Genomic DNA, 14,669 nt, shown 5'->3' with positions numbered 1-14,669 from the left:
GGGCGGCGGGAGCGCTTCTAGCATCGGGCGGGTGCGCGTGAAGTCCACTGTCGCCCTCATCGCCCTCGCGGTCGCCACCGCCGGGCTGCCCGCCTGCGGCGCCCGCGAGCCCGCCGGTGCGGGCACGCCGGCAGCGGTCGCCGCGACCGGCGGTGCGACCCCGCCGACCGGCAGCCCGACGGCCGGGCCGAGCGCCCGGACCGGGCTCGGCACCGCTAGGCCGAGCCCGTCGACGCCCGCCTTCCGCGCCGGCAACCCGTCCGGACGGGCGGCGGTACCGGCGGAGGCGCGGGCGGTGGACACCTCGCACCCGACCCGTACGATCGGCACCGGCACCGCCGCGAGCTGCACCTCCGCCGCGGTGGTGAAGGCCGTCGCGGCCGGCGGCATCATCACCTTCGACTGCGGCCCGGCCCCGGTCACCATCCGGATGAAGGCCACCGCGAAGGTGGTCAACTCGCACGGGCCACGGATCGTGCTGGACGGCGGCGGCAAGGTCACCCTGAGCGGCGGCGGCGAGCGCCGGATCCTCTACCTGAACACCTGCGACCAGGCCCAGGGCTGGACCACCTCGCACTGCCAGAACCAGGACCACCCGCAGCTCACCGTGCAGAACCTGACCTTCGCCGACGGCGACTCGACCGGTGAGCGCACCGAGGGTGGCGGAGGTGGGGCGATCTTCGTACGCGGCGGGCGGTTCAAGGTGGTCAACTCCCGCTTCGTCGGCAACCGCTGCGACCGCACCGGCCCCGACCTGGGCGGCGCGGCGCTGCGCGTGCTCAGCCAGTACGAGAACAAGCCGGTGTACGTGGTGAACAGCACCTTCGAGCGCGGAACCTGCGCCAACGGGGCGGCGACGAGCAGCATCGGCGTCTCCTGGACCGTGCTGAACAGCGTCTTCCGCGACAACCGGGCGGTCGGGACCGGGGCCAACCCGGCCCGCTCCGGCACCCCCGGCGGCGGCAGCGGCGGCGCGATCTACTGCGACGGCAACGAGTTCACGGTGCGGATCGCCGGCACGATCATCGAGGACAACCGGGCCAACGAGGGCGGCGGGGCGATCTTCTTCGTCAGCAACAACCGCACCGGCACCCTACGTATCGAGAGCTCCACGCTGCGCCGCAACCCCAGCCAGGGTTTCGAGACCAGGGGCTTCCCCGGCATCTTCTTCCTCGGCGCCCGCCCACCCACCGTCACCTCCTCCACCCTCCGCTGACCAGCCGATCGCGCGCCTGGCGCAAGATCCGCCGAGGACCGGGGCTCGAAGATCGACGACGACGGTAAGCCGGAAGCCCGACGTGCGCGGGTTCCGGTAGCCTGGGCACACGGGCCGCTAGCTCAATGGCAGAGCTGTGGACTTTTAATCCATAGGTTCAGGGTTCGAGTCCCTGGCGGCCCACTCTTCCGCAGGTCAGCGGCCCGGAGCGGGGTCGCTGACGCCGTTATTCGGGTCGGTACAGCAGCGAAGTACAGCAGGAGCCGGCGCGCGACGAACGTGGATGCCGCCGCAGGCCCACCTGAGGTACAGTTTCCTGTACGTGCTTCTTGGAGGTGATCATGCGGACCGTGAACTTCACCCAGCTACGGCAGAACCTGGCCGCCGAACTCGACAGCGTCATCAACGACGCCGAGGAAGTGGTGGTGACCCGGTCGGGCCACGAGCCCGTGGTGATCGTGCCGCTAGCGGAGTACGAGTCGATGAAGGAGACCGAGTACCTCCTGCGCAACCCAAGCAACGCCGCCGCGCTGCGCCGGTCGATGGCAGAGCTGGAGAAGGGTGATGCGGCCGAGCGGGATCTGATCGACCCGGCCGCCGTGCGGGACGTCGCGTGAGGCTGGTCTTCACTGCGACGGCCTGGAATCAGTACCTCGGCCACACGGACCGGAAGCTGGTCAAGCGCATCAACGATCTGATCGCGGACGTGATGCGCAACGGATATGAGGGCATCGGCAAGCCGGAGCCCCTTCGGGGAGAGCTGTCCGGCTTCTGGTCCCGCCGGATCGATCGCGAACATCGGCTGGTGTATCGGATCACCAAGGATGACGTCGAGATCATCGCCTGCCGTTACCACTACGGCGACCGATAGCGGAGTGGACTGAAGCCAGGAGCGTCGGCCGTACCGACTGGATCGGTGCCGTCTTACCGGTCCAGCGCGCTGCCGAGCCGCTTGAGGGCGTCGCGGGTGGCCGCCGAGGACACCACCGTGTAGATCTCCATGGTGATGGCGAACTGAGCGTGCCGGAGGATCTGCATCGCCACCCGGGGATGCACGTCCAGGTCCGCCAGGAGCAAGGCGCAGGTGCGCCGGGCGTCCCTGACGGTGATCCGCCGGACGCCGGCCGTGTCGCAGCGCCGGTCCCAGAAGCGGTTGAAGTTGCGTGGCTCGACCGGCCGGCCGTAGCGGGTGGTGAAGATCAGGTCCGAGGGCTGCCAGGCCGGGCCGGCGGTGTCCCGGGCAGCGGTCTGCGCGGCGCGGCGGCGGTCAAGCGCCACGATGCAGATGTCCGGCAGGGGCAGGGTGGCGTCCGAGGCGGCCGTCTTCGTCTCCCGGTACAGCAGTTCGGCACCGACCCGCTGGAGCTGCCGGTCGATGGTCAACTCCCCCGCGTCGAGGTCGACGTCAGCCCAGGTGAGCCCCAACATCTCACCCTTACGCAGACCGAGCACCAGGACCAGGACGTACGCGGCGTAGAGCGGGTCGTCGTCGGCGCGGGCCGACTCCAGAAAGCGCCGTGCCTCATCGCTCGTCCACGCCTTCCGCTTGCGCTTCCGTACCGGCGGCAGCTTCACCAGGGACGCGACGTTGCGGCTGATCAGCCCTTCGGTGATCGCCTGGGACAGCAGCGTCCGGAGCACCGTCCGCAGGTGCGCGACACTCGTCGCCGAGGGCAGATCCTGGCAGCAGCGACCGAGGGCACAGCAGCGACGCTGGGCGGGCTTTCGCCGCTCGTCCTTGCCCTGGGCGCAGCACTGGCAGGTCCGCCCGACCTCGTTGATCCAGGTCTGCACGTCGCTGACCCGGAGCTTGTCGAGGCGCTTCCGGCCAAGCCCTGGCAGGAGGTAGAGCCGGACCACCACCTCGTACGTGACGTAGCTGCCGGGGGCGAGGTTCGGCTTGACGATCTCGCGCAGCCAGTAGCCGGCGTACTCCCCTACTGTCGGGGAGCGGGTCGCTACCGGGCCGGCCTTGGCCTGCCCGTGCAGCTTGATCCACTTGTCGTGGACCTCCTCGCGGGTCTTGCCATAGACCCACTTCCGACCCCGCATCCCATCGGGCTTCTCCACCCACGCGTAGGCGGCAAAGCCGTTCCGGTACGGGAAGATCGAGCCCTCGCCGTTGGCGCGTGCGCGTCCCGGCATCAGGCGGCCTCCTGGCGCTCGACCTGTTCGCGGATGTAATCGTCGACCCATTCGGGGAGGATGCGGCGATACTTGCCGTCCTTGATGGAGCGCAGCTCGCCGGTGGCGATCTTCATCTTGACCTTGGAGATGCCGAAGCCGAGCAGCACGGCGACTTCGGCGGGTGAGTACCAGCGGGGGCGAAGGTCCAGGTTCATGCGGCGCCCCCGGCGAGCCAGGCTTCGTGGGCGAGTTCTTCCCGGCCGATGCGTCTGCTCTCGCGCCGTTGTCGGGCGGCGGTGTTCGCGAGCAGAGCGTCACCCTCGGAGAGCCAGCCGGACCCGATGTAGGTGAGGGTGCCGACAGTCAAGGTGTCGGTCGGTTCGTTGTCTTCGGTGCGGCGGTAAGTGGTGCGGGTGGCGCGGAGCAGGGCGAAGGTTAGGGAGTAGTGGCGGGCTTTGGTGAGGAAGTGGCCGCCGAAGCCGAGCATGTGCGCCCACCGGCGTAGCCCGGCGTAGGCGTTGGATTCGGTGTCAAGGCTGTCTTGACGGTCGTCGGCGGTTGCGGCGCCGCTGGCCGTGTCGGTGTGGGTGGGGCGGCCGAGGTGCCAGCAGGCGTCGATGAGGCGGGCGACGTGGTTGCCTTCCGGGTCGGCGTAGTCGTCGATCGTGGTCGGGGTGAGGCGGGCGGACGAGTGGCCGGTGGCTTCGGTGGCCTTGGTGGCGTACTTGGCGAGGTAGGCGGCGACCTTGCCGTCGGTCAGCTCGCCGCCAGCGGTGTTGATCCGCCGCACGTCGACCTGCTCGCCCCAGGCGACCAGCCAACCTTCGGGCTGGTCGGGGTGCGCGGGCGTGGTGACGGTGATCTGCGAGGCGGCGGCGTGGATCGCATCTTCCAGGTCGTCGATGGTGATGCCGGCCGGTGGCGGCACGAGGGCGTCCGGGTCGTCGGGGTCGATTCCGTCGAGGCGTAGCAGGGCGTGGAAGTGCACGGCGGCGCGGCGTTGCATCTCGGCGACCTTGCCGTGGGATACCCGCACGGGCGGCACCCAGCGGACCTTGCCGGAGGCGGTGACGACCCGGACCAGGGGAATTCTGCGTCGGCGGCAGAGGGCGGCGAGGTGACGTTCGATGGCCTGTTTGGTGCGCCGCCACAGTTCACCGGAGAAGTGGTTCCAGACGACCTGGTGGGCGTGGTCGTAGCAGTCCAGGCACAACGGCTGGCCGAGCCGCGGGTCGTCGGTGTCGTGGCGGGCGAAGCACGCCGCGGGCTGCCCGTGTGGGCAGGTGCCGGCGGTGCTGCGGGCGTGGCAGGGGGCGGGTCGGCAGCCGCAGCGTTGCCGGTTGCGGCAGGTGTGGCGGGCGACGTGCCGGTGGTGGACCGCGCCAAACGAGGGGGCGGTGAAGGTGGCGAAGACGACCGGGTGCCGGCCGACCGAGTCGGGGACGCCCTTGCCGCCGGTCAGCCCGCAGCGGACGACTTGGTAGGCGTCGCCCTGGTAGACCCAGGCGCAGTCCGGGCACGCTGATTCGCGGCGGTTGCCGCACGCCTTGTAGAGCGTGCGGTCGGGCAGCTCGTCGGTGTGCAGCCGGCTGGTGATGCGGCCGGTGCCGGCGTCGACAGCGGCGATGGTGCCGGTGAGGCGGATCGGGCGAGCACAGCCGCCAGCGGGGCGGGTGTGCTCAAGCCAGCCGGAGAACTCCGGAGAGGCGGCGGTGCAGGACCTGGGCGTCCCGGCCGACGGCGAGACCGGGCCGGTAGAGGGTGAGCGGGGTGGACATGACTGTCTCCTCTTCAGGGTGCGGCAGGGACGGGAGACGAAGCACCACCAGCCGTGGACATCTGTCCGCTGGTGGTGTTCGTCGTGTCTCCTGGCACCGCCGAGAGGGCGGCTGACGCCGGAGGGCGGAATCGTGCCGTGCCACTTCCCGCCGATGGGTCATGTCCTTTCACGCTCGTGAACCTGATGAGTGGGCCGGCACGGGTGGGGAGCCTGGGATATCGGCATCCGGCGGTGACCACAGGCTGCCCCACCCGTGGAGGTAAGCGAATCCGGGCCATCTTGGACGGCAGGGAAGGCCGTGCTGGGCCGCTCAGCGGATTCGGAAAACCGGCACAATGGCCGGTGCGATCGAGAGCCGGCGGGACACGGCCCGCATCAGCGGCAGGAAGGCCGCTCGGCATCTCCGACGTCGAGTCCAGCGATCCGGCAGGAAGGCCGCGCTGGCGTGCTCGACGAGCGCCAGAGTAGCACCGGGTACCGACAGGTCAACGACCCCGCAGCGCAGGGCGGACCGGCTGGCTGCCGGCTCGGGCATGGTCCCGCATGATGGTTGGCACTTCGACCTCGCCTGATGCTTCACGGACTCAACAACTATCGTCACCGTTGACGGTCGCGGTGATGTTGTTCCGGTCGAGCCGCCGCATCAGGAGCTCCAGCTCTGCCCGGGTCCCCTCGATTCCGGTGGTAACCGCGTGCTGAGCCGTCGCCTGTGCCTCCGGCAACGAGGCTCCGGCATCACGGAAGACCTTCAGCAACGCCACGCGGCCAGGTCCCGTTATGCCTTCGACGGTGAGGCGTGCTAGCCCGCATCCAGCGATCAAGGCATCGCGGATCTCGGCCGGGGTGTCGTCCCAGCCGAACGTCTCCTCCGTCGAGCCGCAGTGGTGACATTGGCACCAAGCGGTCCAGTGCAGCCGGTCGTGGACGATGCGCTGCGCCAGCTCACACGTCATCTCGGATCCGCAGTCGTCACACAGACGGGTGACGTTCACGCCATAGGAGATCATCGGCCACCTCTCGGGACCCTTCGGCTTTACCTGCCCCAGCGCCCAGCAGGCACGACTTCAGCGCGATCATGTCAACCATCAGCCGAGGCCGCAGCGTCAGACATCAACCGGGCGCAGGACAGCCGGCCGGTGTGGGAGAACTTTCCTTACATCGATCAAGGCGGCCCTAGACGGGCCGCACGCGCCGCCGCCCGGGCGCGCGCCTGCGCTCCGCTGTCGCTGCGCTCCGGCCCGCCTGTGCCCGGCGGCTGGCGCGGAGAGCGGGAAGCCCGGTGGGCCGCCGCAGAACGACAGGCCGTTCGGTGGTGGGTGGTGGGCCGGCAGCCGGCCGGGCCGCCCCGCCTGCCATCGGCCCGGGCGAGCCGAGCAGACCACCGCCCGACCCGCCAGCGTCCGTACGAGCCGTCAAGGTCCGCTTGACGTGGCGGGCCGGGCGGCGGCCCGCTCCCCAGGAGGGCGGGTCGATGGCAGACGGGATGGCAGGAGTGCTCACGGCTTGCACTGAGTGGTTCGGTCAGATTCGAGCGGTACTCGACGGATAGCCGGCGGCGCCGCTCAGACCATGCGTCGTAGCGCGGTCTCCACGGCATCGACCAGCGGATCGCCTTCGGTCCGCGGGTGTCTGGCTAGGCCGAGTTCGATGTCCGGCAGGCTGGGCAGGGCGTCCGCGTCGTGGCACGCCATTGCCGGTTCGAGATTCGCGGGCAGCACCGCCGTGACGCCGAGCCCGGCCCGCACCGCGGCGAGCACACCGACGAGACTGTTGCTCTCGAACGCCACCCGCCAGCGGCGGTCGGCACCTTCCAGCCCTTCCAGCACCGACGCACGCCATGTGCACGGGCCCGAGAACAGCACCACGGGTAGCGGATCGGCGGCCAAGTCCACACCCTGGCCGACCGCCCAGACCAGCGGTCGGCGCACCGTCCAGCGCGGCCGGCCGGGAACGTCCGCCGCCTCGTCGAGCACGAGTTGGACGCGTCCCGCGTCGTACGCCTCGCGCCTCGCGTCGCCGGAGAGGCTGAGCACCTCCAACGTCGCCCCTGGGTGCAGCCGGGCGAGGTCGGCTAGGGCCTGCGGAAGTTGGGACGCGGCGAGGTCTTCGAGTAACCCGACGCCGCAGTGGCCGGTCAGTGCGCGGCCGGCTTCGGTGAGTGCCTGCGCGGAAAGCGAGAGGATGCGCTCGGCGTATGGCAGGAGTTCGTCACCCGCGCGGGTCGGCGAGACGCCGGTCGTGGACCGGAGGAGCAGGGGGCTACCGACGGTAGTCTCGAGCTTGCGCAACTGCTGGCTGAGCGCGGGCTGGGTCTGCCCCAGCGCGGTCGCGGCGCGGCTGATGCTGCCCGCCCGCACAGCGGTAACGAACGAACGCAGCAGTACGATCTCTAGATCCTTGGCCATAAGGATTCATTATATCAGCTCCAATAGACTGGCCACTTCCTATGGCCGGATGAAGGGTCTAGCGTCACGCGGGTGACTCGATACCAACAGGTGCTCGCCGTGCCCGGGATGGCATCGCTGTTGGGCGTCTCGCTGCTCGCCCGTACCGCGATCACGGCTTCCGGGATGGCGCTGACGATGTACGTCGTTCTGGGCCTAGACATGAGCTACGCGGCAGCGGGAGGAGCCGCGGCGGCCATGACCACCGGTCTCGCGCTGGGCGGTCCGCTGCTGGGCCGCATGATCGACCGGCGGGGCGCGCGTATCGTGCTGCTGATCACCGTCGTGGTGCAGGTCGCGTGTTGGCTGAGCGTCGCAGTACTGCCGTACACGACCCTGCTGGCCGCCGCCTTCGTAGCAGGTCTGCTGATGGTGCCGGCCCCGATGGTGACCAGGCAGGCGATCGCCGCGATGACAAAGGCGGGACAGCGCCGGGCCGCCTTCGCGCTGGAAGCGGTACAGGGCGAGCTGTCCTACATGGTAGGCCCGCCGATTGTGATCCTCTGCGCGGCACAACTGCCCGCCGGCGTGGTGGCTTGGGGCGTCGGCGCCGCGCTCGTGGCGGGCGGAGCGGGGATCGCCCTGCTCAACCCCCCGCTGCGGGCCGAGAACGAGGCGCCGGCCGACCCGGCCGACCGCCCCCGTCGCCGGGAGTGGCTGGGCCCGAGAATGATCGCGGTGCTGGCAATGGCGTTCGGCACCACGATAGTGCTCAACGGCACCGACCTGGCCATCGTGGCCACTCTCAAGGAAGCCGGCCAGGTCTCCTGGGCCGCTGTCGTCGTGGCCGTGTACGGCGCAGCCTCCATCGCCGGCGGGCTGCTGTACGGCGCGCTCCCACGACCGCTGCCCGCCCGGCTGCTGCTCGGCCTGCTCGGGCTGGTGACCATTCCCGCCGGACTGGCCCACGACTGGCGCTGGTTGTGCGTGGCAGGCTGCGGCGCGGGGCTGCTCGCCGCACCGACTCTTTCCGCGCTGTCCGCCGCGGTGAGCCGGCTCGCACCCGCGAGCGTGCGCGGTGAGGCGACAGGCTTGCAGTCCTCGGCGCTGGGCGCGGGCTTCGCCCTCGGCGTCCCGATCGTCGGCGCGGCGATCGACACGTCCGGACCGGCAGGCGGCTTCGCGGCGGCCGGCCTGGCCGGCCTCGCCGCCGCGCTGGTGGGATGGCTGCTGTCTCGACGCTCACCCATACGAACGCGGTCGGTGCGCAGCGATCCCAGCCTCATCGTGGCATCGGACGCGCGATGATCTGCCTGCCGTCCAGCGGCTGAGCCTTCTCAGTGGGCGTTAAGTCCGTTTCTGGCCGACGCCCCGGTGAACACCAGATGGTGGGTAGCGGCTGGCTGCATGCTGACGGGTCACGCAAGAAGCGGGTGACCAACTGGGTGACAATCGGTACGGACACGACCGGACGAGCGGGGACCGTGGTGGACGGTTCCGGCAGTTCAATCCCCATGAAGCGCCAGGTCAGAGCCCCGCGTTGGTTGCCTGGGGGTCAAGGAGTCGGCTGGGGCAGCCACGGAGCTTCAACGTATGATCGTCGGGCCGGGCGACCAGGGGATGGTCGGCAGTAGGTTGGCGTGCTTCCATGACTGCATGACCAAGACCGGCGTGCGGCCGACTTTGAAGCAGGTTGCTCAGTTGGGTGCGTGGTTTCTCGTCTTCGGCCTGGGCGTCCTCATGATCGAGGTTTGGGTGGGTGACCGTCCATTCAGCGGGAGCCCGGCTTCAGGGGCCTCGGGGAGACCTTCTCTGTGCTGGGGGGGCGTGTTCCTCTGCTGGGCCGCGCTGCGTCATCGACAGCAGCGGTGACAGCAACGGGCCCGGATGAAGGCGACCAGGGCCGGCGTCGCACGGACGGTCGGCCGAGGCGGGAGACGGTCTGAGACGCCGCCGGACGATGCGCCCAGAACTTGTAAGCGAGATGTCCATCGCTCTCGTGCCACTGGGCCCGTTCGACGTTCCGGGCCCCTCGAAGGCGTGAGATCTCTACTGCTTGGCCCAGTAGCGGAAGACCTCTTGGACCGAGCTGTGCCACGGAACGCCACCGTCGTCGTAACCCTTGCCCGGCGCCCCTGTCTTCTCGTTGACGACGAGGGCTGCCAGCGAGGGCTCGCCCGCGGCGATGCACAGATCCGAGAGTTCATCGAGCACTGGTGGCATCTGGTGACCGAGAGGCACGCCAACCATGCCGATTGCTATACCCAATTCCTTGTACGTCACCAGCGAGCGGCGGCGGGCTGCCATGATCAGGGCCCCTCGCGCCTGAAGGACCTGCTGCTGTCTCGTCGTCGATGCCACGCAGGACATACTGCCGTCCGTGGCACGTGCAGGGAAGGCCGGTAGCCATCGGGCCCGCGGAGCAGCCAATTGAGCAGCCAAACCGGCGAGCAGCAGCGGACGATCGCGGACTGGGGGCACCAGGTCGAGGAGGAGGACCAGGCGGCGGACCAGCACCTGGGGACCGACTCGTAATGCGTAGATCAGCGGCCGACGCGGATGCGGTCGGCGGGGTACAGCTCGCGCGAGCCATCGGCGCGGAAGACCACCAGGACGGGGACGCCTTCGCCGATGTCCAGCTCCTTGCGCTCGGCAGGGGTGGGCATCCGGGCTGAGACGGTGTCGCCCTTGAGCAGGGTTACCGTCTCGGTCGGCTCCATGCTGCGGACGAACGTGCCGCGCGGGGGTTGGACGATCACGAGCCCTTCCGACCGGAGCAGGGAGATGGCCTGCCGGACGCTGGTCCGGCTCAGTCCATACTCCTGAGCCAGTCGCAGCTCGCTGGGCAGCGACGCGCCGGGCGCGAGGTCGCCGGACGTGATCCGACCGCGCAGTAGGTCGGCGAGCTGCCGAAACACTGCACGATCCGCGCTGGGGTCGATCACAAATGTGACGCTACGTGTCCAACAGTTCTACAGGTTATTGTATCTACAGTCCTACGTATGTACGGTCGCTTGGCAGGTGCGGCGGTCGGATGACCAGCCAAGGCCCGGCCGCCGTGCCGTCGACGAGGCCCGAGGGGAGATCCAGTGCGGCGTGTCTCGTACGAGGAGTACCTGCTCGCCGTCGCGATGACCCTCGCGCGCAGGCATCGGCCGGTCTGGTGTTGGCGGCGGTGGCGGCGGGTCTGCCGGTGCGGAGCCGAGTTGCCATGTCGCGCCCGGCACCGGATTCCGATCAATCGTGGCCACTGGCCAGGAGGAGAGGAGCCGCAGTGAAAGACGACCAGGAGCACGCGATCCTGGCCGTACACGTTCGCGGGCTCGATGGCATGTGCGTCGGCTGCCGCGCCTGGTGGTCGCGGCTGACGCCGTACCCGTGCTGGCAGGTGGACTGGGCGATCAGCCGGCAGGCCCGGACGATCACCGCCCGGTTCCTGGAGGGTGTGCGGTGACCACCCACGGCCCGGTCATGCCGATCTGGAGCTGCGGAGGCTGCGACCTGCCCTGGCCCTGCCCCACCCGCAAGCGGGAGCTACGGGCGGAGTATGCGGATGCTCCGGTGTCGCTGGCCCTCTACCTCGGCTCCTACCTCGTCCAGGCAACCGAGGACATGCCCTGGACGCCGGCCGGCGTGCTGCACCGCCGCTTCCTCGGCTGGACCAGGGAGGCCGCTCGGCCGACGCCAGCAGTACAGCAGCGATGTACAGCAACCGTGCCAGCCGAACCCGGCCGAGAAGCGCCTCAGCAGGCCGGATGACCTCGCACAACACTCGATCCGGCTGGCTCGCCGGCAATCCATAGGTTCAGGGTTCGAGTCCCTGGCGGCCCACCAACCTCACCATTGCGCAAACCGGTGGGTGTGGTGGTTGTGGCAGCGCCGGTGTCGTCGGTGACGACACCGGCTGCGGTGCCGGCGTTGGGGATCTTGAACACGGGGATCACTTCGCCTTTCTCGTTGATGCGGATCTCGGCGACGAGGGCTTCGATGGCTCGTTTGCGCTCGCCGGAGGTGCCGTGGGCCAGGATGTGGTTGAGGTAGGCGCGGAGTCGTTCGATGGTGCCGGTCGGTGGTGGGGTTGGCTCGTTGTCGAGGCTGGCGGCGAGGTCGTCGCGGTGTGCCTGTAGTTGTGTGATCTTGCGCCGGAGTTCGGTGATGCGGGGTCCGGCAGTGGCGTCGTCCATGGTGCCGTTCTCGAACGCGTGGTGGTAGCGCTCGATGGCCGCTTGGGTGTTGGTGATCTGGGCGGTGATGGCGTCGAGTTCGGCGTGCCGGTCGGCGTGGGTGTCGTGGAACTGTTGGCGGGCTTCGGCGATGACTTTGTCCAGGATGGTGTGGGCGTTGGTGTAGAACTCGTGGAGGGCTTGGAGGACGGCGGTGTCGGTGGCGTCGGCGGCGAGTCGGACTCCGTTGCAGCCGGAGGCGCCGTAGCGGTTGCGGGAGAAGCAGTGTAGTAGCGGTAGCGGGCGTTGCGGCCTTGGACGGCGGTGCCGATGTATTTGCGTCCGCAGTCGGGGCAGGTGATCAGCCCGGTGAGGTGGTATTCGCTGGGGGACGCTGCTCGCTGGTGGTGGGCGTCGGCGCGGGCGGTGGCGAGGTCGCGGGCGGCGGTGAAGGTGTCGCGGTCGATGAGGGGTTCGTGGGCGTCGGTGACGTAGACGTCGCGGTAGGCGATGTCGCCGGTGTAGGCGGGGTTGTCGAGGATGCGGGCGATGGTGTAGCCGGACCAGGGTTTGCCGGTGCGGTTGCGGATGCCGCGTTGGTTGAGTTCGGTGGCGATGGCGCGGGTGCCGAGGCGTTGTTGGGTGTAGAGGCGGAAGATGTCGCGCAGGATGGGTGCCTCTTCGGGGTGGGGGACGAGTTTTTGGCTGTCGCGGTCGACGTGGTAGCCGTAGGGGCGGGTGCCGCCGGGCCATTTTCCTTTTCCGGCTTTGGTGGTCATGCCGTTGATCACCCTGTCGATGATGGTTTCTCGTTCGAATTCGGCGAAGACGCCGAGGAGTTGGATGAGCATCCGCCCGATGGGGGTGGAGGTGTCGAATGGTTCGGTGGCGGAGCAGAACGCCACCCCGGCGCTGTCCAACTCGTGCAGCAGATCCAAAAGGTCGGACAGGCGGCGGGAGAATCGGTCGACGCGGACGACGAGAAGCACGTCGTATTGGCCGGCTTTGGCGGAGCGCAGCGCGCGTTGTAGGTCGGGGCGGTCGGTGGTGGCACCGGAGGCGTCGTCGCTGAACTCCAATACCAGAGTCCAGCCAGGCTGGGAGTTGATGTAGCTGCGCAGCGAGGCGATCTGGGCGTCGATGGAGAAGGGCTGGTGTTCGTCGTCGGTGGAGCGTCGGGTGTAGATGGCGACGCGGCGCAGCCTCGGCTCAGCGGTTGCGCTGCTGCTGGGGTGGCGCCTGCCGCGCCGAGGTTTCGGGATGGTGGCGGCCATGCGTGCTGGCTCCTTCATCAGCGGCGGCCCAATCCTTGCGGGCCGCCAGGTGGGCATTCCGGGGCGCGGGGTGGTGGACGCCGCTTGGCGCGGGCGTCCACCACCGGGCGGGTTATGCGGCTTGCTCGGGGTGCGCGCGCCAGTAGTGGGCGACCAGGACAGCGAGGGCGGTTACGGCTTCGTTTTCCTCTTCGGCTGTCATAGTGACCGTTTCTATTCGTCCGACGCGTACATCGGTCATGGTGGCGGGTGTACGGCGACGTTTACCAGTGATGCGCCGATGCGCGGGGGTGGTATTCGCGGTGTCGCCGTCATGTGTTTCGTTATTGTCAGCATACCCGTTTCGGGTGTTCTCGCCTGCGGCGTGGCTGGGCATATTCCTCCGGAATAGCTGTCAGCGACTCTCGTGGGCATAAAGAGAAGGCGCATTGGCGTCGGGCTCCCTTCTAAGCTGATTTCTGCGTGTCTGATCGAGTGGTGTCCGCTCGTGGCTGGTGGTGGTACCTCCTTCGTGGGATGCGGCCGGTGAGGGTGCGACGTGCTTCCCGCGGCTGTCGGTCCAGGTGTGCCTCCTTCACGGGGTCTGGAGTCGTTGGGGTGGTCGGGCTTGGTTCCGGGCGCGGGAGGGTAGCTCCGCGGCCTGTCGGGGAGGTGTGGACCTGTCAGGAGCTGTCACCGGGTCCGGCGGGGCGGGTGGTCAGGTGGTGACAGATCCAGGACGGTCGGCCTGCTGCGTGTCGGTCTGTGTGGTGATGACGGTGTCGGCGAGGTCGGCCAGCCGCAACAGGCCGCCGGGGCGGCGGTGCAGCCACCACACCGCCTCGGCCGGGCTCTTGCCGTTGCGGGCCGCGTCGTCGCGGACGGCGGTGGCTGCCGGTGTTCGTATGCCGGCGTCGCTGAGGCGCTGGTGGAGGTGGCGTTCCCGTGCGGCGGAGTGCAGCCAGAACAGCACCGGCCAGACCCGCCGGGTGACGGCGGCGAGCCTCTCGTAGGCGGTGATCTTGTCGGTCAGGATGGACAGGGGCCGTTCGGTGCCGGTGTCGTACTCCAGGAAGAACGGCACCTGCTGGTGGTGTTCGGCCCAGATGCCGTGTCCGTCGGGGCGTACGCGGGGGATGTAGGCGTGGACCTGGACGGGGTCGTCGGGTTCGGCGAACGCGCCCAGGCGCTGCATGCGGGACGCCGGCCACCAGCGGATCAGGTGGGCTTCGGGATGGGTGCGGGCGTAGCCGGCCAGCTCGATGAAGAACTGGTTGGTGCCGAGCAGGTGGGGCAGGTTGGCGCGGTTCGTCAGGTGCCAGCGCCGTTTACGGGCGGCGTCGCGGCGGGGCAGGTCGTCGCCGCGTTGGGCGGCCACGACGTCGACGCCGAGCTGGTCGAGCAGGTAGTGGTAGGGGTAGGAGCCGCCGTCGGGTCGCTGTGGTCGGAACCGCGCGAGGACGCCGAGGGTGGTGAGCTTGCGGAGTCGTTCCTGGGCGAAGTCGACGGACGGGAACAGGGCGTGGGCGATCTGCGGGGTGGTGAGCAGACCGTGGTCGGCCAGCCAGCCGAGCAGGATGTGATCGCGGTCGGTCAGCGCGGACTGCACCCGCAAGACGGCATCAGTCATGGGCAATCTCCGAGTACGTCGCCGTACCCCCACCGGGGAGACCCCAGACAGGGGTCTGTCGCGGCAGCGCCGCCGCTGCGGGCAGCGGCCGTGGCCTGCCCTGACAGGTGGGTGGT

14 protein-coding genes, 1 tRNA gene and 1 pseudogene are annotated in these 14,669 nt (G+C 69.3%); 7 read left to right on the top strand and 9 right to left on the bottom strand.

Annotated elements, in window-relative coordinates; translation table 11 throughout:
* Nucleotides 1-31 precede the first annotated feature (31 nt).
* From ACL02O_RS16985 to ACL02O_RS16970, 4 genes are all read left to right on the top strand, one after another.
* Nucleotides 32-1,216 carry a hypothetical protein gene (locus ACL02O_RS16985; RefSeq protein WP_412819051.1) on the top strand — a complete coding sequence of 395 codons (1,185 nt, stop codon included), beginning with the start codon at nt 32-34 and terminating at the stop codon, nt 1,214-1,216.
* 111 nt (nt 1,217-1,327) lie between these two features.
* A tRNA-Lys gene (locus ACL02O_RS16980) sits at nt 1,328-1,399 on the top strand.
* A 158-nt stretch (nt 1,400-1,557) separates the two neighbouring features.
* Nucleotides 1,558-1,833 (top strand): type II toxin-antitoxin system Phd/YefM family antitoxin, encoded by a 276-nt coding sequence (locus ACL02O_RS16975; RefSeq protein WP_412819050.1) that lies wholly within the window; start codon nt 1,558-1,560, stop codon nt 1,831-1,833.
* Entirely contained in the window at nt 1,830-2,087 is a 258-nt protein-coding gene (locus tag ACL02O_RS16970) for a Txe/YoeB family addiction module toxin (protein ID WP_412819049.1), read from the top strand. The genes ACL02O_RS16975 and ACL02O_RS16970 overlap by 4 nt, the downstream gene beginning before the upstream one ends.
* 53 nt (nt 2,088-2,140) lie before the next feature.
* On the opposite strand, the gene ACL02O_RS16965 is transcribed toward ACL02O_RS16970, so the two are convergent.
* From ACL02O_RS16965 to ACL02O_RS16945, 5 genes and pseudogenes are all read right to left on the bottom strand, one after another.
* A complete protein-coding gene (locus ACL02O_RS16965) occupies nt 2,141-3,361 on the bottom strand; it encodes a tyrosine-type recombinase/integrase (RefSeq protein WP_412819048.1) in 1,221 nt (406 codons plus the stop codon).
* A complete protein-coding gene (locus ACL02O_RS16960) occupies nt 3,361-3,558 on the bottom strand; it encodes an excisionase family DNA-binding protein (RefSeq protein WP_412819047.1) in 198 nt (65 codons plus the stop codon). The genes ACL02O_RS16965 and ACL02O_RS16960 overlap by 1 nt, the downstream gene beginning before the upstream one ends.
* Nucleotides 3,555-5,121, bottom strand: a pseudogene (locus ACL02O_RS16955) (replication initiator). Before ACL02O_RS16955 ends, ACL02O_RS16960 begins: the two are co-directional and overlap by 4 nt.
* A 586-nt stretch (nt 5,122-5,707) precedes the next feature.
* The gene (locus ACL02O_RS16950) at nt 5,708-6,130 is read right to left on the bottom strand and encodes a hypothetical protein (RefSeq protein ID WP_412819046.1); all 423 of its coding nucleotides are present in this window, start codon (nt 6,128-6,130) and stop codon (nt 5,708-5,710) included.
* A 555-nt stretch (nt 6,131-6,685) separates the two neighbouring features.
* Complete coding sequence (locus ACL02O_RS16945) at nt 6,686-7,528, bottom strand: LysR family transcriptional regulator (RefSeq protein ID WP_412819045.1); 843 nt, start codon at nt 7,526-7,528, stop codon at nt 6,686-6,688.
* 90 nt (nt 7,529-7,618) lie between these two features.
* Here ACL02O_RS16945 and ACL02O_RS16940 point away from each other — a divergent pair, with 90 nt between their 5' ends.
* Nucleotides 7,619-8,815 (top strand): MFS transporter, encoded by a 1,197-nt coding sequence (locus ACL02O_RS16940; protein WP_412819044.1) that lies wholly within the window; start codon nt 7,619-7,621, stop codon nt 8,813-8,815.
* A gap of 741 nt (nt 8,816-9,556) precedes the next feature.
* Here the strand turns inward: ACL02O_RS16940 and ACL02O_RS16935 are convergent.
* A complete protein-coding gene (locus ACL02O_RS16935) occupies nt 9,557-9,868 on the bottom strand; it encodes a hypothetical protein (RefSeq protein ID WP_412819043.1) in 312 nt (103 codons plus the stop codon).
* 182 nt (nt 9,869-10,050) lie between these two features.
* Nucleotides 10,051-10,452 (bottom strand): GntR family transcriptional regulator, encoded by a 402-nt coding sequence (locus tag ACL02O_RS16930; RefSeq protein WP_412819042.1) that lies wholly within the window; start codon nt 10,450-10,452, stop codon nt 10,051-10,053.
* Nucleotides 10,453-10,541: 89 nt separating this feature from the next.
* Here ACL02O_RS16930 and ACL02O_RS16925 point away from each other — a divergent pair, with 89 nt between their 5' ends.
* Nucleotides 10,542-10,961 carry a hypothetical protein gene (locus ACL02O_RS16925; RefSeq protein WP_412819041.1) on the top strand — a complete coding sequence of 140 codons (420 nt, stop codon included), beginning with the start codon at nt 10,542-10,544 and terminating at the stop codon, nt 10,959-10,961.
* Nucleotides 10,958-11,266: a hypothetical protein gene (locus ACL02O_RS16920; protein WP_412819040.1), complete on the top strand. Its 309-nt coding sequence runs from the start codon at nt 10,958-10,960 to the stop codon at nt 11,264-11,266. Before ACL02O_RS16925 ends, ACL02O_RS16920 begins: the two co-directional genes overlap by 4 nt.
* Before the next feature lie 181 nt (nt 11,267-11,447).
* Here ACL02O_RS16920 and ACL02O_RS16915 read toward each other — a convergent pair whose 3' ends face one another.
* Both ACL02O_RS16915 and ACL02O_RS16910 read right to left on the bottom strand, forming a co-directional pair.
* Entirely contained in the window at nt 11,448-12,944 is a 1,497-nt protein-coding gene (locus ACL02O_RS16915; RefSeq protein ID WP_412819039.1) for a recombinase family protein, read from the bottom strand.
* 697 nt (nt 12,945-13,641) lie between these two features.
* Entirely contained in the window at nt 13,642-14,553 is a 912-nt protein-coding gene (locus tag ACL02O_RS16910) for a replication-relaxation family protein (protein ID WP_412819038.1), read from the bottom strand.
* Nucleotides 14,554-14,669 lie beyond the last annotated feature (116 nt).

Origin of the sequence: Micromonospora mangrovicola, from assembly GCF_047200535.1 — a bacterium.
Taxonomy (GTDB): domain Bacteria; phylum Actinomycetota; class Actinomycetes; order Mycobacteriales; family Micromonosporaceae; genus Micromonospora.
This window is presented reverse-complemented; position numbering and strand designations above follow the sequence as displayed.

What these genes read in the sequence shown, in the direction of transcription:
- ACL02O_RS16975 (WP_412819050.1), top strand. Translation starts at nt 1,558, where the DNA reads ATGCGGACCGTGAACTTCACCCAGCTACGGCAGAACCTGGCCGCCGAA.
- ACL02O_RS16965 (WP_412819048.1), bottom strand. Translation starts at nt 3,361, where the DNA reads ATGCCGGGACGCGCACGCGCCAACGGCGAGGGCTCGATCTTCCCGTAC.
- ACL02O_RS16960 (WP_412819047.1), bottom strand. Translation starts at nt 3,558, where the DNA reads ATGAACCTGGACCTTCGCCCCCGCTGGTACTCACCCGCCGAAGTCGCC.
- ACL02O_RS16950 (WP_412819046.1), bottom strand. Translation starts at nt 6,130, where the DNA reads ATGATCTCCTATGGCGTGAACGTCACCCGTCTGTGTGACGACTGCGGA.
- ACL02O_RS16945 (WP_412819045.1), bottom strand. Translation starts at nt 7,528, where the DNA reads ATGGCCAAGGATCTAGAGATCGTACTGCTGCGTTCGTTCGTTACCGCT.
- ACL02O_RS16925 (WP_412819041.1), top strand. Translation starts at nt 10,542, where the DNA reads ATGACCAGCCAAGGCCCGGCCGCCGTGCCGTCGACGAGGCCCGAGGGG.
- ACL02O_RS16915 (WP_412819039.1), bottom strand. Translation starts at nt 12,944, where the DNA reads ATGGCCGCCACCATCCCGAAACCTCGGCGCGGCAGGCGCCACCCCAGC.
- ACL02O_RS16910 (WP_412819038.1), bottom strand. Translation starts at nt 14,553, where the DNA reads ATGACTGATGCCGTCTTGCGGGTGCAGTCCGCGCTGACCGACCGCGAT.